Source organism: Ruegeria sp. CE6, from assembly GCF_056537485.1.
Genome location: NZ_JBQFRR010000005.1, coordinates 34,156 through 53,123 on the forward strand (window position 1 = coordinate 34,156; position 18,968 = coordinate 53,123).

General features: G+C 52.6%; 16 protein-coding genes and 1 tRNA gene. 8 read left to right on the plus strand and 9 right to left on the minus strand.

The window, feature by feature from the left end; genetic code table 11:
- Positions 1–9: 9 nt before the first annotated feature.
- Together ACR0DK_RS18320 and ACR0DK_RS18325 are read right to left on the minus strand one after the other, a co-directional pair.
- The gene (locus ACR0DK_RS18320; RefSeq protein ID WP_480737476.1) at positions 10–1,347 is read right to left on the minus strand and encodes a TfuA-like protein; all 1,338 of its coding nucleotides are present in this window, start codon (positions 1,345–1,347) and stop codon (positions 10–12) included.
- The gene (locus ACR0DK_RS18325; RefSeq protein WP_480737478.1) at positions 1,344–2,537 is read right to left on the minus strand and encodes a YcaO-like family protein; all 1,194 of its coding nucleotides are present in this window, start codon (positions 2,535–2,537) and stop codon (positions 1,344–1,346) included. The genes ACR0DK_RS18320 and ACR0DK_RS18325 overlap by 4 nt, the downstream gene beginning before the upstream one ends.
- 160 nt (positions 2,538–2,697) lie before the next feature.
- Here ACR0DK_RS18325 and ACR0DK_RS18330 point away from each other — a divergent pair.
- Positions 2,698–2,773, plus strand: a tRNA-Thr gene (locus ACR0DK_RS18330).
- An 812-nt stretch (positions 2,774–3,585) separates the two neighbouring features.
- On the opposite strand, the gene ACR0DK_RS18335 is transcribed toward ACR0DK_RS18330, so the two are convergent.
- Complete coding sequence (locus ACR0DK_RS18335; protein ID WP_480737480.1) at positions 3,586–4,611, minus strand: Hint domain-containing protein; 1,026 nt, start codon at positions 4,609–4,611, stop codon at positions 3,586–3,588.
- 295 nt (positions 4,612–4,906) lie between these two features.
- Here ACR0DK_RS18335 and ACR0DK_RS18340 point away from each other — a divergent pair, with 295 nt between their 5' ends.
- From ACR0DK_RS18340 to radC, 3 genes are all read left to right on the plus strand, one after another.
- Positions 4,907–5,113 (plus strand): hypothetical protein, encoded by a 207-nt coding sequence (locus ACR0DK_RS18340; protein WP_480737482.1) that lies wholly within the window; start codon positions 4,907–4,909, stop codon positions 5,111–5,113.
- Positions 5,114–5,475: 362 nt separating this feature from the next.
- The gene (locus ACR0DK_RS18345) at positions 5,476–5,724 is read left to right on the plus strand and encodes a hypothetical protein (RefSeq protein ID WP_480737483.1); all 249 of its coding nucleotides are present in this window, start codon (positions 5,476–5,478) and stop codon (positions 5,722–5,724) included.
- A 95-nt stretch (positions 5,725–5,819) separates the two neighbouring features.
- On the plus strand, positions 5,820–6,761 hold the full coding sequence (gene radC, locus ACR0DK_RS18350) for a RadC family protein (RefSeq protein ID WP_480737486.1): 942 nt from the start codon (positions 5,820–5,822) through the stop codon (positions 6,759–6,761).
- Between the two features lie 53 nt (positions 6,762–6,814).
- Here the strand turns inward: radC and ACR0DK_RS18355 are convergent, their stop codons facing one another.
- On the minus strand, positions 6,815–7,468 hold the full coding sequence (locus ACR0DK_RS18355) for a hypothetical protein (protein WP_480737488.1): 654 nt from the start codon (positions 7,466–7,468) through the stop codon (positions 6,815–6,817).
- A 23-nt stretch (positions 7,469–7,491) separates the two neighbouring features.
- Between ACR0DK_RS18355 and ACR0DK_RS18360 the strand changes: the two genes are divergently transcribed.
- Entirely contained in the window at positions 7,492–8,001 is a 510-nt protein-coding gene (locus ACR0DK_RS18360) for a thermonuclease family protein (RefSeq protein WP_480737489.1), read from the plus strand.
- Between the two features lie 17 nt (positions 8,002–8,018).
- Positions 8,019–8,333 carry a hypothetical protein gene (locus ACR0DK_RS18365; protein ID WP_480737491.1) on the plus strand — a complete coding sequence of 105 codons (315 nt, stop codon included), beginning with the start codon at positions 8,019–8,021 and terminating at the stop codon, positions 8,331–8,333.
- Here the strand turns inward: ACR0DK_RS18365 and ACR0DK_RS18370 are convergent, their stop codons facing one another.
- The 4 genes from ACR0DK_RS18370 to ACR0DK_RS18385 all read right to left on the minus strand — a co-directional run bounded on the left by ACR0DK_RS18370 (position 8,334) and on the right by ACR0DK_RS18385 (position 13,793).
- The gene (locus ACR0DK_RS18370; protein ID WP_480737492.1) at positions 8,334–8,666 is read right to left on the minus strand and encodes a hypothetical protein; all 333 of its coding nucleotides are present in this window, start codon (positions 8,664–8,666) and stop codon (positions 8,334–8,336) included.
- The gene (locus tag ACR0DK_RS18375) at positions 8,666–9,358 is read right to left on the minus strand and encodes an SOS response-associated peptidase (RefSeq protein WP_480737495.1); all 693 of its coding nucleotides are present in this window, start codon (positions 9,356–9,358) and stop codon (positions 8,666–8,668) included. The genes ACR0DK_RS18370 and ACR0DK_RS18375 overlap by 1 nt, the downstream gene beginning before the upstream one ends.
- Before the next feature lie 840 nt (positions 9,359–10,198).
- The gene (locus tag ACR0DK_RS18380; protein WP_480737497.1) at positions 10,199–11,896 is read right to left on the minus strand and encodes a caspase family protein; all 1,698 of its coding nucleotides are present in this window, start codon (positions 11,894–11,896) and stop codon (positions 10,199–10,201) included.
- A gap of 136 nt (positions 11,897–12,032) precedes the next feature.
- Complete coding sequence (locus tag ACR0DK_RS18385; protein WP_170465207.1) at positions 12,033–13,793, minus strand: caspase family protein; 1,761 nt, start codon at positions 13,791–13,793, stop codon at positions 12,033–12,035.
- Positions 13,794–14,030: 237 nt separating this feature from the next.
- Between ACR0DK_RS18385 and ACR0DK_RS18390 the strand changes: the two genes are divergently transcribed.
- Together ACR0DK_RS18390 and ACR0DK_RS18395 are read left to right on the plus strand one after the other, a co-directional pair.
- Positions 14,031–14,681 (plus strand): DUF928 domain-containing protein, encoded by a 651-nt coding sequence (locus ACR0DK_RS18390; protein ID WP_170465210.1) that lies wholly within the window; start codon positions 14,031–14,033, stop codon positions 14,679–14,681.
- Positions 14,682–14,725: 44 nt separating this feature from the next.
- On the plus strand, positions 14,726–16,588 hold the full coding sequence (locus ACR0DK_RS18395; RefSeq protein WP_170465212.1) for a CHASE2 domain-containing protein: 1,863 nt from the start codon (positions 14,726–14,728) through the stop codon (positions 16,586–16,588).
- Positions 16,589–16,629: 41 nt separating this feature from the next.
- Here the strand turns inward: ACR0DK_RS18395 and ACR0DK_RS18400 are convergent, their stop codons facing one another.
- On the minus strand, positions 16,630–18,345 hold the full coding sequence (locus ACR0DK_RS18400) for a caspase family protein (RefSeq protein ID WP_480737500.1): 1,716 nt from the start codon (positions 18,343–18,345) through the stop codon (positions 16,630–16,632).
- Positions 18,346–18,968: the final 623 nt, after the last annotated feature.

Sequence of the window (18,968 nt, forward strand, 5' to 3'; positions counted from 1 at the left end):
TCCCTCCCGTTATCCGCCGGCGTGCAGACCGGCTGCCAATCCGGCCTCTTGGTCAACCGGATCGCCACCAGCTTGGCAAAACATGAACTCGGCGGCAATCAAATCAACCAAGGTATCGCGCCCCTCAAGGCCAAGCCCGATCGCGTAGGAGTCAAGATCATCCGGCACCCTCTGGTCAAGACGTGTTTCAAAATACCAGATCAAGGCGCGCGTCCGGGTTGCAGCGTTGCTTTGATCCGGCAACAGCGCCGCTTTGCGCTGCGCCCGGTCGCGCAACGCGCTGTAGTCGCCCGAGCGTCGAAGCTCGGTCAGCAAAGCGGCATCCATTGTCTCGGCCAGCGTCTGGATTGCGATTTCGATACGGGATTTGTCAGCCAGCATCGCCTCGTACTGCACAAGGGTCAGGTCATTTTCTTCCAGCCATTCGAGTAAATCCGCGTGGCGGGGCAGTCTGGCCTCCAGCCGATGCTCTGTCATTTGCTTGACCACGGCGTTTTTATCCGGCTCCAAACCCTGTCGGCGGGTCTCGTCCTTAGACAGCAAGCCTAACGCTGCGCGATCACGCAGATGCGCGTAGAGAACCGGATCAAGCCGCAGCTCATCCACTAGCGCCCGCGCCTCGCTATCCTGTTGTGCGGCTTCCCCATCCACACGGGCGCAGAGGTCACGCCAGACCAGCGTCCGTTCGGTGCGATGTGCGTCTGACACATTCGTTCCAGCATTCAGAAAGTGGGCCATCTCAGCCAGCATCGCGCGGGCGTCGTCCCCTTTCGCATCCACCTGCCCGTCGGGTAACCATCGTAGAAAGGGTTGCGGGTCAGAAGTGCCCTCAAGGATGCGATCCCAAACCCGGTCACGGTAGTGCAGGTTTTTCGCCTTTTGCTGCAACGCGTCGCCCGTCTCTGACGACAACACACCCGCTGTCTTGGCTTGCGCAATGGTGGCGCGGATCGAGACCATAGGCTCGCTCAGCGGTGGAAAGCCAAGCTCGGCAGGGCCGTGCAGCACCGCCACCTCGTCATCATCTTCGATGGCACCATTCAGGTAACCCTCAAAAATCTGGCCGATCCCGATCATCCCGAAATCCGCCAGCTCTGCCGCGCGCAGCGCACCCATGCTGGCACTGCCAAAGACCGGTATACCTTGCTCCAAGGCCCACAGGATTTCCTTGTGCCAGACCGAGGGCACCCCGTCGAAATACCCGTCTATAATCCCGATCGCACGCGGCTTTTCCCGCACTGCCCGATACACATCGCCCTGCTGAACCGGGGGCAGGATAGTGGCGTTCAGATGTTCGCGCACGGCTTCGGCCCGTAGCGTTGGCCCGACAAAGACAACCACACTCATGACATCACCGCTCGCGCACGGGGGCCTGCGACAAAGTCGGGATCGTCATGGGGCGCTTCCAAGCCCGGTATCACCGCGCGCGCCACTGCGATGTCAATTTCGGGTCGCGACAGATCAACAGTGACCACCTGATCTATGCCTGCCTCGGACAGGCGCGCCAGCAACAAAGACAGGTCATCCGTGAAAGATCCGGTCACGTAGGTTGGGCATTCGGTGAAATCACCGATAGGCGCCGAGCCATCGATCAGTTCGCGGATGTATCCGCTGCGCCAGTTCCGGGCAGTGTCCGAGAACTCTTCCGGGTCCAGATCATCGCGCGCCCCTGAGATATAGGTCAGCCGTGTTTGCGCCGCTTCGGTCAGCGCCCGCAGTAGGGCAATGGCGCGATCCGGGTGGCAGCCGTCGCCGATGCCGATATGGCCCGTCGTGCCTCCGCCCTCACATATCGCGCAGCGAAAGCTGGCGATGCCTATGTCCGAGGTCGTGTCCCAGATTCCCAAATCCAGCCCCGCCGCAGAAATCTGTTCCATCGCCTGAAGGCAACGCGGGTCGTCCACTGTAAGGGGATCAACACGCGGGGTTGCGCCCTGATGGTGCCACAGCGTTGTGGCGTCACGCTCGATCAACTCGCAGATCGCGTGGCAACTGGCTTCGGTCAGGTTGTTGCCGGACGCCAGCCCGTTTGTCGTTCGCGGAAACGCCCGCTGCCCAGCCACGGGCGAGGTGGTATAATCGGTGTCCACCATCTCATACGGCACCCAGCAGGGCTGGCCCGAGGGCAGATCGCGCCCCAGCACCCACAGTATCGCCTGATGAGGGTCGAACTGCCCGCCGGTGACGCTGGGCAGACGGTCGGCATCGACCACATACTCCACCGCCAGATCAGCAAAGCTGGACAGCCGTAGCGGCAGTTCGATCCGCTCTGCGTGCCAGGATTCAATCGCTTCCATCACGCCCGAAGCCCGGGCTGCGCTCAGCGACAGCCCCTTGCCCAGCGACACCGCGACCGAGCGCGAGTTTGGCCGCGTCACCATCACTGTCGGCAATCCAACCCGGTCCAGTCCCGTCAGGTTGGCGATCCGGGTTATGCCCATCTGCTTGAGGAATGGTTTGACGATGGCCAGGGTCTCTTCCGGGTCGCGCAGCCGGTGGGTGTCTAGCACATAAGACTTCTGCGAATTCCCGGACATCCAAATGACCTTGCCAAATATCTGATAAACCACTGTAACCCGCCGGGCGGATCATGTCGGCGTCAGGATGCGGGATGAATGCGTAGTGGTCAACCGCGCGCCGGCCCGGCAGTCCACGCTTGCATGACCCGCGCGCTGCCGTTAAACGAGCTTCCGCATCGCCTCAATAGCTCAGCTGGTAGAGCAGGTCCTTCGTAAGGACAAGGTCGGGGGTTCGAATCCCTCTTGAGGCACCATCCCAATCTAATAAATGTATTATTATCAACTATTAGCATACTTAAGTTGTTATTTTGTCCACCTTTTAATCCACCTTGCTCACCTTGTAATGGTCAATGTTGCTGGGGGACACATAGGGGACAAGACAGCGGGTTAGACGCCACTAATCAGCTTCATTAGCCCGACTATTGCTAAGCCCATCAACTATGGCCTGAACACTAAGCGTGCCATCCAAATCGGTGATGTCGCACACGCCCCTTGTCCCTGCGTCGATGAAGCTGCCTTTCATACAGTCGATTGAGTGCTGCCTGCCTTGTGTCAGAAACGCTGCTGGATCTGCCATCGTGCTAACTAGGCCTTGCACGCACGTGGCGATTGTTCGGTTATCCCGCCTATCGATTGCGTCCGCTAATGCTTGAGAATCAACGTAGTTGTTGCCTTTGTGAAAATGAGTGAACGTGAAGGCACCGTGACCTTGGAACGATAACTCCCAAGACTTTTCATCGTGCAAAGATGAGCATAGGGCGTCGAGCATACTCAGTTTTTCGTGGTTTTGCAGAGCTACCATGGCCTCGAACAAGAATGCTCCAGAGAAGCAACTATCAAGCATAATACTCAGACCTCTGAAGCCCAAGGCATTCAGTTCCTGGATGCAGGTGATACGGCCAACGGGGTTGGAGTGGTTTTGGTGAATAAAGGCGAATGATTAAAAGAACACTTGGAGTTCTTAGACGACTTCCCGGCTTGGTTGGATAAACCAATTTCATCGGAGGAATTAAACAATCAGGGCTCAAACTAGCATACGCTAGTTAGTAAACTTGATTGCCGTTAATCATAGATTAAACTGGTGACCCCTGTTCTCAGGTCTTACAGTGCAAGGCACTTCAGCGGGTGAAATGAGACCATTGCGTAGCAAAACTGCCTCATAGGGTTTCAGTGTGGGCAGGACGGTTTCGGCAAATCGTTCTCTTCTCTGACGCAGCTCGGGAAATAGTTCGAAAACCTCGCGCAGCGTTGCGCGATCCATCGCGTCTAGAGAAGTATCGCCGGGGAAAAAAGACTCGGACCACACGCCTTCAACACAAATCAACTCATGTTGGTCAAAGAGAACGTGGATGTAGTGAACTTCTTGGTTGGGGGGGAGTTGGAAAACCATTTCACCATCCAGTAAGCCCTTGGCAGGCGCTAGCATCAAGCTTTCGCCGAAACACAGCTGCATGTCTGGCGAGGTAACAGCAATCCGGTGTTGTGGCGAAACCGTCAGATCCCGTGTCGGGCATTTGTGTGAGAAACTACCTGCACGAAAGCGAATCGGACAGAGATGCGGACTTTGCTGTAAGTCGCCAACGGTGAGGCGTCGCTTGCCGATCCAGCGAACAGGCTTTGCCGTTCCATCGAAAACTGTCACTAGGTCGCCGGGTTGCAAGGTCTCAATTGGTTGTGAGCCCAGAGGTGTCAAAACCATCGACCCCAGTGTGAAGCATACAAAGGATGGCAAAGTGTCGTAATCTGAAGGAGGTGCAGTAACGATGCTGTTGTTTGTGTTTTCTATCGTGTCTCCGACATCCACATCGCCAGATGTAACAATGATGTACTGGGGGTTGGAAAACTGAACTAGTGTGAATGTTACAGGCTGCCCACCTATGTCACCGCTATAGGTTTCAAACGTTTGAAAGTTGGTAGAGTCACCTAGGAAATTAGGTACCCCCGAGACGTCGAGCTGCTGGCTTCCATCTGCATCAGGATCTTCAAGCGCATCATCATCATCAATAATCTCCACCTGATAAGAGTTAAGCACGGTGACGTCTGTGAAGCTTAACGGATCATTGTCAATTTCAAGAATCGTAATGAAAGCCAAAGCGCTATCCCTCGATATACAACCCAATCAATAGCTCAATTAGAAGAATGCAACCTTATGGAGAAAAGATAAAGCTCTGCTACCGTAGCGAGGTTGCTTTGGAACGTGCCGTGGGGAAAGGCCAACTAAAAACTCAGATTTGGACCTGACTTCTACTATAACCGATTAACCTGCTAAACGGCGTAAGCGGAATTTAGGTTTCTGCCCCAACAACGTCTCCTGAGTGACAAAATTCACTGTGATTGAACGACTAAGTTGGTTGAGTGCAGTGAATGAGTAGCAAGGCAAGTTCCAGATGAAGTTTATCCCCGCAACCGCCCAATCAGTCGTTGTCCACGCGTACGAGCTGGCTACCAACGAAAGGGAAAAGAGCATGGCAATGTGGGCGGGTAGTCAACTCATGGCGCTTTACGATACGCGCTCGGTGCTTTTGCAGGAACATGCCGACATCTGGGCCGACAAGCTCAAGACACGAGATCCTCTTTCCACGGCAAAGAGATGAAAACACGCACCACAGAAAACACGAGGGCGGCTTAGCCACCAACCTCACGTTCTTCATTACGTTCAAAATACCGCAAAGCAGCGTTTCCAACAGGCAATCCGATTAAGAACCCTACGACAAAGGAAACGATGTGGTATGCGATGACCTCAAGCATAGCGGGCTCCAAATTTCGAATCTGAGAGCAGGATTACCGAGGTTTCATGACAATTTGGCTACAGGCGCTGATACGTTTCTACCCGCGTCAACACCTTAGGGTATTCTTAGGGTGAACTCCCCAACAGCGACAAAATTAACGCATGGTTTTGGTGACTAACTGCTTGGCATTGCATTTTTCTTTGGGAATTGCGTAGCATTCACACGCGATGCTGCGCAAAAACCAATGCAGGATCGAAGTACTGGAGGCAGTTTTGACGGAGCGCGTTCAGACACGGTCAACGCTCAAAACAATCGAGGTTCCTAGGGACCTCGCTGGCAAGCCTGCCGGTATCTTCTATTTGCTGAATGAGATTGAGCGCAAAAAAGCGCGGGCAAATCAAGTAAAGGATACTGGGACGTTCGAACTGAAGCCGTTCATGCTGGTAGATGAGTTTATATTCAATCAGCGCGCTTGAGACCTTGGTTTCATGTCAGACCACATCTGACTTTTTTACCACTCGTTAACCAACCTTTGAGCATGGTCCAGGGGTTGGTGCATGGAGTGGTAGCCATGAAGAAAACGGCGATACTGGACAATCTGAAAGAGGTCATAGGCCGAGATAGGAAGAGGTTCGGAAAGCTAGTTAAGCATGATGGGCAAGGTGGCTTTTCTGAGGAAGAATTGAAGGGATTGGAGGAGCTGTACGCACGTTCTCCTCCACCTGACGCCATAACTGAACCTGCACACCCGCCGTCATACGTTTACCGAGACCGACTTTCACGAAAGAACGCTGCTGGTGGTGGCCTGATTAAGGACGACGACGGCGCTAACCGGCCTCACTATTGGGGGCACCGAGAGCGACTGCGGCAACGCTTTCTCAAAGGCGGTCACGATCCAATGCCGGAATATGAGCTACTGGAACTGCTGTTGTTCAATGCAATTCCGAGGATCGACGTTAAGCCATTGGCGAAGCGTCTGTTGGCTGAGTTTGGCGACTTGAATGGGGTCATTGCTGCCTCAAAGCATCGAATTCTTAAGGTGGATGGGGCTAACGACTGGGTTTTCTATCATCTGCGCGTTGTCGAAGCCTTCGGGCACAGAATGGCGCAGGCGCAGATAATGAAACGGGATGTTGTGTCGTCGTGGAAAGACTTGGTGACCTACTGCCGAACCGCAATGGCGCATCGCGAGGTTGAGCAATTCCGGGTTCTCTACATGGATCGGAAGAATGTTCTGATTGCTGATGAGGAACAGGCCAAGGGTACTGTTGACCACGTGCCGGTCTACCCACGTGAGGTCGTGAAGCGGGCATTGGAACTGAACGCCAGTTCGCTCGTTCTCGTTCACAATCATCCATCAGGAGACCCGACGCCCAGTAACTCTGATATTGTCATGACTGAGCGGATAAAGGACGCCTGCGATACCTTAGGCATTGTTATTCATGACCATGTTATTATCGGAAAAAAAGAAGAGTATTCTTTTAGTGCTAATGGTTACTTGCTTAGGTCTTGAGCAGGATTGGGGATGATAGACAACGCCGCTATTGGGAAAGCGATTTGCTCTGACTAGTAGTCAACGAAAACTGCAGCAAGGTAGGTAGCGCCGTAAAGCTCTTGAGCAGTAAGCAGCCGTTTGTTTTGTCGGTAGGGCCAAGGATCTCGAACGACAATCTCCGTGAGTCTTTGTTGCCCGAAGTTGTCCTCAAGCCAGGTCATACTTGTTAAAAGCGTAGCGTGCCCGAGAGAACCGATTATTACTGGAATATCGTCTGCTAGATAGCGTGAGGCGTGCTGAAGGGCAAAGGGGTCATGGATCCCAAACTGAACATCGGTGTGTGTTTCAAGTTCAGCGTAAAACTCATCACCGCGCTCGTCAGTCCAGTATCCCTCTACAGCTCTAGCTATGGTTGGGCCAACACTCGGAAGACAGGGAACATTTGGTCCGTAGACCTTCTGCACAATATCTTCTTGGGAAACTCTAAATCCATAAAGTTCGAACGCGGATTCGATGCAGGCAGCCCAGCACCACTGGTCACATTCTTGTAGAGCAGTAACGCGATTGATACGGAACCCGACACTACATTGTCGCACCATCCCTCTATTATACGGGAAGGCGTCACCACAAATGTACTCTGCGAGGGCCTCGTTTGCTCCAATTGAATTTGAAAGTCCGAATGCAGAAAAAGCTGCTAATCGTTTTATTGTGCATCGCCGGTCCATTGTATGTCTCCAGCTTGACTAAAATGTTTGACTACAAAGATATTAGGAAGTTCATAGGTTCTAAATTCGCTCGTCTATTGGATCATCTTATCAGAAAAGTCAGTGATTTGCAGCAGCAAGGGTATACGGATATTTTGATAAGAACATTTTTCGCATTCATGGCCATCTCGCTCGCTACCTCAGCAATCGCAGGTGGGCTGCATGTCCGTGATGCTGATACCATTGTTGTAGATGGCACACCTGTTCGATTGAACGGCGTTGATGCACCCGAACTCGGCACACAGTCGGGTCAGAAAGCCAAGCGCTGGATGGTCAACTACCTTCGCGGCAAATCCATCGAATGCAAACTGAACGGTGAGCGCACCCATGATAGGTATGTTGGTGTCTGTTACGCTGACGGTGAAGACATAGGGGCCGCTGTAATCGCCGCAGGACATGCCCTAGATTGCCGTAGGTACAGTGGGGGTCGCTACAGGCATTTAGAGACACCAGCGGCTAAATCACGGCTCAGACGGGCCAAGTATTGTAGGTGAATTTCTGGAGAGAGCCATTGTTAAAGAAGCTTGAAGCTATTGAACGCATTGTGGTCATCATTGCTGCACTTCTTGCTGTGGTTCCTGTCGTAATATACATCTCAGAAACCAAAGCACGCGACCTAGATAGAACAGCCAATTTCATAACGGCTTTTCAAGCATGCGAGAAGTTTGCACCTCCTGAAGGCGCTATTTCTGATGGACCGATAGAGGGCTTCAAACCGATTGATTTAGATGCTTCGGGTCATGATCCAGAAAAACCTTGGCTCGATGCGCAGACCCGAGCGTGCTTGAAGATAGTCAAATGGAATTTGGAAAACGACTACGAGTGACTATCGCTTTCGACTCATAGCTGCCATGAGATTGAAAGACCCACTACCGCAAAGGTCCGCCTCACCTTGCGCAAGCTCCAGGTCGAATGCCTCAATGAACGGTGCAATCAATTGCTCGTCCAGCAGATAAAACGCCGTCGCATCCCGGGATCCGCGTGATAGCACACTATCCGCATTCCAGCCCCAACGACCGCGCCCGGCATGGGCATCTAGCCAATTGTGGATCTCATGAAGCCGATATCCGAACCCTTCTTCAGGAACCTGCACACGCACCCTGATAGGGAAGTACTTTTCATCCGCTGCTTTCTTTGTGGATCTGCTGCGCGTGGCCATTACGCCTCGATAACGTCGATTAACTCGGGCCCGTCATCATCGCGGCCAATCGGCGCGACCTTGTGATAACGCATACGTCCATCCCATTCCGTGCCCAAGTTCTGGGCTTCGTCGTGGTCAATCTCGCCCGTCATCCATGGCACCAGATTATCGTTCGTTAGAATTACCGGTGACCGTGCATGTATGTGTTCGATTTGATGCAACGCAGGGCGAGTGAGAATTGTGCAGGTGTTCAGACCAGACGAGAGGCGCGAGTAGAGGCCTGCGAAATACATGCAGGGGTCATTGGCATCTGTCTTGATAACCCAAGGCTGTTTGGCCCCCTTAGGGCCTGTCCATTCATAGTAGAAACTGGCCGGGATAATGCACCTGCTGCTCTTCCAGGCGACCCGGAATGAACCCAGTTTATGCGCCGTTTCTATCTTTGCATTGAAAGTGGTGGGTTTCCATTGCTTCGCGTCTTCCTTGAACCAGTGCGGTACAAGCCACCAGCGCGCCGTAGAGCTAATCAGTCGATCTTCATGGATGAACGCCAAATCCAACATCTGAGTTGGCTTGACGTTCCAGCTCATTGACAGGTCTTTGGCGTTTGGATCGCGCTCAGTTGGGACAGGAACGCCGTTCACGATCCAGTTCTGCAGAGCATAAAGCTCCGCCCATGTCATTTCGGGTCTGCCGAGTCGTCCGCACATTCGGCGAGCATAGCGAAATCAGGGGAACGTTTGGTGAACTTTTTGTTGGTTGGCGACGAGGCTAACGGCAGCTCCGCGGACAAAGCTGCCGATTAGTCAGTTTGCCGGGATGTGTGACAACGGCCCTAAGCGGACTCTAAAAATGCAATCCGTATGCAGCAAATGCACTCTAGAAAGCAGACATTAGTACCGTGCAACAGTCTGTAATCAGCCTCATGACAAAGGCCTGTCAAAACCGCCTAGGAATTGCCAAGGTTAATGTCAAATAACTTCTTGGTTTTAGGTCGCGTAGCGAGCTCAGTCACAAACCACCAGTTTTGACCAAACAGTTACGCTAACTTGCGCTATCCTTGATGTGCTCTTCCAACACGCCTGCATTTATCTCGCGCGGGTCGCCAACATTGTAATGCGTCGCGTCTCGCAGGATTTCGTGGCGCATACTGCCGTCCACTATTTTTGAATTTCATCGACAACGAAAATTAGATTCCAACCGTCTTCATCGGTGATCATCTTGGCTTCAAACGAATGGCTATCAAACTTAAGTATTTTGCTTGTGTGCAAATGCGAATCTCCATCAAGTTCCACTAATTTTATTTGTCTTGTACTATCCCGACCACAACCTTCCGATATCACCGCCCTCATCGCAGGGTACGGAATTCTACAACAACATTTAACTACTTCAGGCGATTCAGTGGAAATTCTATTTTAAACGGCTCTCAAGCCGACGGCCGACTTCGAAGTAGGAGAAATCGGTCTCTACAACTTTGGCACAATCGGCACGCTGCTTGGTATTCATGCCGCTCTTGTCAACCCTAGTCATCTTGCGAATTCCGTTGGAAGCTAGTTTGCACGCCTGACTAGGAAATTCAGGAAAAACTGGCCGTCAATACGTCGTGGCTCATACACGAGGCGTCGGTCGGGTTTCAGTCCTTGAGGCAACTTTACATCAATTCGAACCTTGTAGGGCGTCACCGGTGGACCAAAATGCGAACTTAGGGTGAAGCGGAGTTTCAGTTGACCGTTGTCGTCCAATGACCCCCGGAAATCCTTGAACCACGGACCACCTCCGGTAAACGCTTGGGCGGACACCAGAGTCACTTTGCTGCCTTTCCGGTTGATCCGCAATGACGCGAGTGGTTCGATTTTTCCGGGGTAATAGGATTCGTCGCCGCGCGTTGCAGTTTGCCAATAGTCATCATCCCATCTACGCCGAATGGAGATGACGTAATCGCCGTCAAAACCTACAGCAACCGCAACTTGCTTGCAGACGCGACCCTGTTCTTTCTTAAGCGCAATGAGGGTCTGTTGTTGGTTCAGACCTTCCGCCGGAAGCCCTAGGTTTTTTCGGGCGTTCCGGTATCTAGTATATGCCGCTCTTGTGCGAGGACCTACGACGCCGTCCGCCGCGCCCGCACTGCATCCGACGCGGTTCAATTCGCTCTGAATGTCACGGACAAGGCTGCGTGTTAGTGCTTTCTCAGTCGGCTTGTCCTGCGGAGCAACAAATGCGACTTCCGTGTCGTTCGTTTTAAGCTTGTTGTCATGAGCAGCTTGTAGCCTTGCCTTCTCACGCAGATCATCCCGAAGTGAAAGGGCAAGCGTTACCGCAAAGTGATCATTCTGTTCCTGATAGCGGTTTAGAAAGGACTCGATTGCATCCAGCGTTCCGAGTGAACGAGCCAACTCAAAGTCAGCGTAGATTTCACGGTTTTCAGGCCCGACTCGCTTGGCTTCCGTCGGAACGGGCGCTGTGACCGGAACTAGGTAGATATCTTGGCTTGGTAAAGAACCGTAGGTAAAAGGTTCCTGAAACCCATCTGTCAATTTAAACACGGTGTCGCGGACCTTTCGGAACATCTTACCTAGTTCCAGCCCAGGCTCTTCGATGTGCTTTAGCAGCGCTGTGGCATACGGGCTGTTACGCCCCTCTCCATCAAGAGCCAATGTTCCGCCCTTGGCTGCGTAGCTTACTAGAACTCCGCTAGGGTCAATACGACCCAAGCCGCGACCGATGGAGCGTGTGCCGCCATTTCTTTCCATCGTGCTCAGGAATGGGTTGTTCCGGCACGCATCGATCAAAACGACCTTTAATCCATCGGCACCCGACAAGGAACTGATAACAGAGTCCAGACGTATCGCTTCAAATTCGACATCCTGATCGCTGCGCAGCTCAGAGTTTACAGGAATGAGGTAGTTTGTGTTTTCGATCTCAATCCCGTGACCCGCAAAATAGATGATGGCCATATCCGCATCTTTCGCCGCTCGACCGAAGTCGCGCAACGCAATGCGAAGACCACGGTAGTCTAGATTCTGATTATGCCAAACCGTGAAACCGATGCGTTGCAAGGCTTCGGCAAGATCCGAGGCATCATTGTCTGCATTTGGAAGATTGGCGACATGTTGATACTCAGCATTTCCAATCACCAATGCGACCCGTTTGGTGTCCGCGTGCGCAATATGCGAAACAGAGAACCAAATCGCAAAGCCTATCAGCCATAAGAATGTCCTGAAAAGATATTGAAATGAACTGTAAAACAAAGTGCCCCCGATCGGAACAAGTTGAGACGCCTTAACACTACCACAAAACCTTATTGAATCGAATATTCCGATCCGATTGCCAGCGTATCCTCATAAAAAACATACGGTTTCGCTGAAACCCCTTGGGCAGAGCGCGTTATTTCAGAGAGCCTTCCAAGACCACGGAACGCACATTCCATCCAGAGCCATCGAACCATTTTGTCGGGGTCACATCGTCAAGATCGCGTCTCCCTCGCGCTTCGTACTGAAACTGCGCGAATGATTTACTGCCCTTGCCGTGGGTTTTGTTTGGCTTGGATGGCAACCAGTTGGTATAGGTCACGGGTTCTCCGCTGAACCATCGCCATCCGATGACGGCACCGTCTTCTTTGGGGTCCTTTCTGAACCCGAAATAAGGTCCGGCCTTATAGCTGATTTTCGTTTTGCTGTCGTATCCCATTTCAAAGAAAGCCGGGTCGCTTGAAATCATCCTGACGATGAACGCATTCTCTGCAGCCGATGTGATTGCGGCCAAATCCAATCCACATTTTTGCGCCTCGCTGCGCGCACTCTGCACGCTGCCTGAATAGACCAGCGCAACGTAAAGGTTGCCACGAAACGTGCCATAGACACTTTTACGTAGACCCAAACAACCAAGAATTTGCGTGACTTCTTCAGATTCACCTAACACCTTCAACTCGGAAATATTCTGTCGGACAGCGAAGGGATTGCTAATAAAACTCGCGCCATCCTGCGCCTGCGGCCTGATCCCAAGGCCGGAAAGGACGGCAAGATCGGCGTATCCGGATTGTTCCAACCCCAATTTGGCCTGAAGCGCCTTGATGCCTGATCGTGTCCGCGGCCCGAAAACTCCGTCGGGCACACCAACGTCGAAGCCTGCGCTGTTAAGATTTTGTTGTATTTCCTTTTTCTGAGTAGGGCTCGGCAAGAGCGCGGCTTCTATTTCATCGAACTGCCCACTCTTTCTGGTCCAGGCAGGTGTGATCTGGGCCATCCGCTTCAGTACTTCGGGCTCGGATAACGTTGCTGTGCGATAGGATCTGGCAACCAAATCCCACCCCCTGACAGTGTTCACCTTCATAGCTGCGGCCAGCGCGTTCTTCTCAGTTGCCTGCGGTTGCACGCCTGATGCGTCAGGTTCTTTAGGGCCCAACAATGGCAATGCAGCTTGTTCTACCTTGGGTACCAAAAAAATGTCCTCGCCCGGAAGTGAGCCGTAAACAAAAGGCTCCTGATACCCGTCGGTCAGCGCGAACACGCGATCGCGCACCTTGCGGAACAATTTGCCAAGTTCCAGACCCGGTTGTTCAACATGTTCCAGAAACGCCTGCGCGTAAGGGCTGTTCCGACCGTCGCCATCTTGCGCCAGAGTCCCACCGCGGGCCGCGTATCCGACCACGACGCCTCCTGGTTCAACCGCGGCCAAACCGCGCCCGATCGAACGAGTGTTCGATGCCTTTTTCATCTGGGTTAAAAACGGGTTGTTTCGGCATGCGTCGACAATCACGATATTTAGCGCGGATGAGCCAGCAATGGCATTCACGATAGCGTCCAGACGAATGGCTTCGAATTCGACGTCCCGGTCACTTTTCAGCGCTGCATTTACCGGTATCAGATAGTTTGTGTTCTCGATTTCGATTCCATGACCCGCGAAATACATAAGCGCCACTTTCGCATTGGCTGCGGCTTCGGCAAAGTCGCGCAATGCAATGCGCATATCGGTGTAACTCAGGTTTTGATGTTGAGTAACCTCAAACCCAACGCGCTGTAACGCCTTGGATATGTCCTCGGCATCATTGGCCGGATTGCGCAGGTCCGGGACGTATTGATAGGCAGAGTTACCTATAACAAGAGCTACGCGCTCGCCCTTAGCCTCTGTCGCAAGCGGCAAGGTCAAGAGCAAACAAACCACCAACAAACACCAGGCACCGCTTCGCCATTTGATTTCAGGAATCATAAGTACAGACTCAACTCTGAACCGAACAGTTCCTAATATTAGCATAAAATTGCTTGATAACCGAGCTTAGGATCAGCTGAAGCGAGATAGAGCAGGAACTGGACTCAACGTAATTTCAAGCCTACGCTAAACCTTCAAAAAGCGGATTTATTTGCAATTTTCTTCGCGAGGCGTCTTGTGTCGTGGAATTGGGTATCAATAGCTGTTTTTGTCTTCGTACTGGCTGCAGGCCTGTTTCCCAGCGGTTTTGCACTGGCTTCAGGCGATGAGAAAAACGCGGAAAAGTCCTCAGAAATTGTATTCATTCCTCCCGAAATCGGCACGCCAAAAGATCGAATGGGCGCTGGCACCCGGACTATACCTTCGGATGCCGCTTCTGACCTACTGCTACTGGTTCCAGCAGACGGTGGGTTAACAACTCTGGCCTTTCCGCCGTTGATCTGGCGGCTGACCCGCGGCCATCGAGGAAATGTAATCGTCAAGCTGAACCCAATCGGGACGACTGCAACAGAACTACACATTATGGGTCCTTTCCCGCCCGGCGATTATGGTCTGGACCTCAGTAGGTCAAGTTTTATGCTGGATACCGACCAGGTTTACCTTTGGCAACTTGAGCTGCTCGATCCAAACACCGACGCGGTGGTCGAACGGTCGTCAGGGTTGATTGAGCGTTTGCCGGAAGAATTTAGATCAGACACTCCGGCCGCAGCTGGTCTGTGGTTCGATGCGCTCTCCGAACTTGTGGATATAGGCCTCAGCGGCCGAGTGCAGGCGACGAACCCAGCCGTACTCGAAAAATTTCTGAATTCAGCTGGCGTAGGTCCGTGAAATTGAAGCGTCCAAGGCATGCATGGCAGAGAACGTCATCGCTCATGCCGATTTGGCAACGCTGGGTTTTGGTCTGTGTCATTTCACTGATTGTGGGCATACCTCTGATCGAACTCCGAAAAAAAGGCATACTCGAACCACTTGAGCTTCTCCAATACGATTGGACGACATCAGCCTTTGCCGAAGATAAACCTATAGCAGACGTTTATTTGGCTACCATCAATGACAAAGATTTGGGCGAATGGGGCTGGCCTGTCCCCGATCTGCAATTGGCGCAGATTGTAAGCAATTTGCTCGCCTCTGGTGCAACTACGGTGGGTGTAGACATTTACAGGGACGTTCCGGTAGGTGAAGGTCGGGACGCCTTGCTTGAGGTGCTGAGCGATCCCAGAGTTTTCGTGATCTCGAAACTACAGGACGGCGAGACTGCTGGCATTTCCGCGCCGCAGGACTCGCACACGGGGTTCGCTGATATTCCAATTGACCCTGATGGCGTTGCCCGACGCGCCTTGTTGTTAGTAAATACGCACGATGGTATTTCCCTGTCACTGCCTATGCATTTGGCCGCGACCCATACCGGGCAACCTGCATTGAAAAGCGCTCCCGACAATCCGCGCTATTTGATGTTTGGCGATACAGTTGTAAAACCTTTGGCCACGGGTGCAAACCTGTTCCGCAACGTGGATACGTCAGGCTATCAAATCGTCATTGATTACAAAAATGCATTGCCGATCACTCGCAGTGTTCCCGCCGCAGAGATTCTGACTCAAACTGGGCTGGATCGCTTTAAAGGAAACGCTGTGATAATCGGCGTTACCAGTCATTCCGTAAAAGATTACTTTTTAACACCACTCAACCGGTCAACCGGGTCAAATTTTACCTTTGGGGCCGAAATCCACGCCACGATCGTTCAACAGTTGATAGACTACTTCAACGGCCAAGCCACTCCGCTGCGCGCCTTGGACGGCCAGATTCCTGCGTTCATCATCCTCGCTTCGGTCTTCTTAGGTGCCTGCGTGTCTGTTTTCGTCAGGGTTACCGGCAATGCGGTGTTGTTGGCTGGGATGGGTGGCCTCTTGCTAACGGTTGCGTTGTCCGTGTTTCAACAGTTCGCTTTGTTAATGCCCGTCGCGCCATCTCTGTTGGGTTGGACTTTTGGATTTCTTTGCGGCTTTGGTATCATCTCAGGCTTTTCGCGCAACCAAAGACGTGCCATCGCGCAGGTGTTTTCTTCTCATCTGTCCGAAGAGCTGGCAGCTGAGATTTGGAAACAACGCAAATATCTAATGTCGGGTGGAAAGCCCCGATCTCGGCAACTGTTTGTCACGGCGCTGCTCGCGGATATTGAAGGATCGACCCTTGCTGGTAATTCGATGGATGCCGAAGCGTTCATGGCGTGGATCTCACGCATACTGGATCGGCTAAGTGAAATTTCCCGCGCGCATAATGGGTTTGTCGAGAAATACACTGGCGACGGCATATTGGTTGTGTTTGGCGCGCCAATTCCCAGCGAAACGCACAAACAAAGACAATTTGACGCGCAGGCCGCATTGCGCTGCGCCCATGCCATGCGCAAAGCCGTTGCGACACTAAATGGAACACTTGAAAACCAACCTGCGTACAAGCTGCGCATTGCACTGAACAGCGGAGACGCAATTGGGGGCACCCTAGGCGTCAGAGGGTCCATGCATTACAACGTCATTGGCGACACGATTAACATCGCCGCACGTCTGGAAAGCTGGATAAAGACTCTACCACCTGATAAGGACGGATGCCGTCCGATCTGCATGACGCTGGAAACTGCGCGGCTGACCGATCCGGACCGCAACTGGCCAGTCATACCGGGGCTTTTTCATGACGATGGCAGAACAGAGATTCAGGTGGTGAAAGCACCGCCAACAACGTGAGATCTGCGAAATTAGTTCTATCGTGGAATTGGTGGTGAATCCTATTTTCGCGTCACAACAACATCGACGTACCAATTCTTGTCAAATCGCCCCTGATTGCTGCGTATTGACGCGTTGGGTGCCAAAGTTGACGGCAAGTCCAGCGTGACCGAGAAGGGTACTACATAAACGCTGTTGAACAGAAAATTCGTGCGTCCGGAAACTTTCAAACGCCCTTTGTCGGACAAAGATGCCCGATATTTCTTGGACCGGCTATCACCCCCTTTGGAGCGATCGACCGCATTTACTAACGCGAATCCAGCATCGGTCTTGCGATATTTCAGCCAAAGCACCGTGTCGATCCCGGAACCGGCATCCGTGCCCAGCGGGTCCGGTCGCCGACGAATATTAACGACATACTCGCCGTTGAATCCAATCGCAGCAGAGGTCGCCGACGCCGCTTCCGGAGCAACCAGCGTCTGACCCCGACTTGTCTTTTGAACCGGTTCCTGGCGTTCCGGCTGAGGAATGCTGCTGAGAACTGCAACGCTTTCTGCAGTCAAATAGCCAGTCCTGGCCACGCCGTTCTTACTTTGAAATCTCTCAAGCGCGGCGCGCGATCTGGGGCCGAAAATACCGTCTTCAGGTCCGGCAGCGAAGCCAAGAACATTCAGGCCGCGCTGAATGTTTCGGTAGTCGCCGCGGCTTAGATTCAAATTGGCTTCGGTATTCGATGTTGCACTTGACCGTGCAGCAGTCTTGTCCTCGGGCACGTCCTGCCGCAGCGGTTCTTCCGTTGTTTTTGGGGCAACATGCGTTGCCGGATTTCGGTTCGTGCTGCTGGCGGCATCCAAAACACCTTGCGCATATTGACCGGCGCGCGTGTCCGGGTAGAGCTGCGCAATCAATTTCAGCGCATTCTGTTTCGTGGTTTCGTCTGCCAGTGTCAGGGCTTCGCGCAAAACCCGCTCGGCCGAACTTTGACGCTCGTCCACGGGATCGGTCGCGACCTTCGAGGCTTCCTGCACGACCGACGGGGCACTCACCGCCGCCGGTACCAGATAGATATCACGCCCGGGCAATGAACCGTAGGTAAAAGGCTCCTGATAACCATCGGTAAGTTCAAAGACGGTGTCGCGTACTTTTCGAAACAGTTTGCCAAGTTCCAGCCCCGGCACCTCGATATGTTCAAGCAGGGCTTCGGCATAGGGGCTGTTTCGGCCATCACCGTCCAACGCCAGAGTTCCGCCGCGCGCGGAATAACCGACCAGAACACCTCCGGGATCAATACTGCCCAATCCCTGCCCGATGGACCGCGTTGCGGTTGTGCGCTCCATATCTGAAAGGAACGGATTGTTTCGGCAGGCGTCAATAAGAACAAGCTTGAGACCTTTCGCCGTAGATACCGCATTTAGCACCGAGTCCAGCCGTATAGCCTCGAATTCCACATCCTTATCGCTTTTGAGTTCCGCGTTGGTGGGAATCAGGTAATTGGTGTTGTCTATTTCGATGCCATGACCCGCGAAATAGACCAACACCACGTCAGCTTTCGCAGCCTTATCGGAAAAATCCCGAAGGGCCAGCCGCATTTGACGGTAGTCGAGATCGTATAGTTCGGTCACATTAAAACTTATCCGACCAAGCGCGGCCGCTATATCCCGCGCATCATTTGCCGAGTTTGGAATATTTGTAACGTACTCATACTTCGAATTTCCTATGACAAGCGCCATACGCCTGGCATCAGATATGTCCGCCAGTACAATTGCAGGTCCGAACATGACAATAGCAATGAAGCCAGACCTAAGTCGCGAAAAAACCAGATAAACAAGGTGTACCAGCATTACAACTTCGTCCACAAAAGCCGTAGTTACTTTAACATAATCCACATCAAACCGCGATAAGGCTAAAATAATTTGCTGAGTGCGTCGCCGATTTCACCCCATTAACTGCGCTAAAACTTCCCGTTTCATAATTTAGTGTGAGTTCCAACTTGCTTTGACTACCCGATCCGCGTCAAACCATCGTCAATCGGCACAAACTCTCCAAAACCGTCGGCCAGCTGGCTTAAGGGCATCCATTCAACATGTGATAGGGACACTAAGTAGTGTTCCGCTTTGTATGTCAGCATTTTTGTAACCGAATACCAAACCCTGCACCTGCAGCGAATGACTGCTTCCCGCCCAAACGACAAATGCTGCGCCCATAGCCTAAGTCTCCTTTGGGCTCGAAGCCGACATCCGACTAAACCGGTGTGATGGCGCAGAACTCGTAGCTTGCTGACAGTTGGCCTGCCGAACACCCCCCATTTATAGCGGGCTGAAAATGACGGGCTTTTTGTGGTATACTATGCTGGCCTCCCAATCTGGGAGTAGGGGAAGAACCCACCGTCTCACAAATGATT

What these genes read in the sequence shown, in the direction of transcription:
- ACR0DK_RS18320 (WP_480737476.1), bottom strand. Translation starts at nt 1,347, where the DNA reads ATGAGTGTGGTTGTCTTTGTCGGGCCAACGCTACGGGCCGAAGCCGTG.
- ACR0DK_RS18325 (WP_480737478.1), bottom strand. Translation starts at nt 2,537, where the DNA reads ATGTCCGGGAATTCGCAGAAGTCTTATGTGCTAGACACCCACCGGCTG.
- ACR0DK_RS18340 (WP_480737482.1), top strand. Translation starts at nt 4,907, where the DNA reads ATGAAGTTTATCCCCGCAACCGCCCAATCAGTCGTTGTCCACGCGTAC.
- ACR0DK_RS18345 (WP_480737483.1), top strand. Translation starts at nt 5,476, where the DNA reads ATGCTGCGCAAAAACCAATGCAGGATCGAAGTACTGGAGGCAGTTTTG.
- radC (WP_480737486.1), top strand. Translation starts at nt 5,820, where the DNA reads ATGAAGAAAACGGCGATACTGGACAATCTGAAAGAGGTCATAGGCCGA.
- ACR0DK_RS18355 (WP_480737488.1), bottom strand. Translation starts at nt 7,468, where the DNA reads ATGGACCGGCGATGCACAATAAAACGATTAGCAGCTTTTTCTGCATTC.
- ACR0DK_RS18360 (WP_480737489.1), top strand. Translation starts at nt 7,492, where the DNA reads ATGTTTGACTACAAAGATATTAGGAAGTTCATAGGTTCTAAATTCGCT.
- ACR0DK_RS18370 (WP_480737492.1), bottom strand. Translation starts at nt 8,666, where the DNA reads ATGGCCACGCGCAGCAGATCCACAAAGAAAGCAGCGGATGAAAAGTAC.
- ACR0DK_RS18375 (WP_480737495.1), bottom strand. Translation starts at nt 9,358, where the DNA reads ATGTGCGGACGACTCGGCAGACCCGAAATGACATGGGCGGAGCTTTAT.
- ACR0DK_RS18395 (WP_170465212.1), top strand. Translation starts at nt 14,726, where the DNA reads ATGCCGATTTGGCAACGCTGGGTTTTGGTCTGTGTCATTTCACTGATT.
- ACR0DK_RS18400 (WP_480737500.1), bottom strand. Translation starts at nt 18,345, where the DNA reads ATGTTCGGACCTGCAATTGTACTGGCGGACATATCTGATGCCAGGCGT.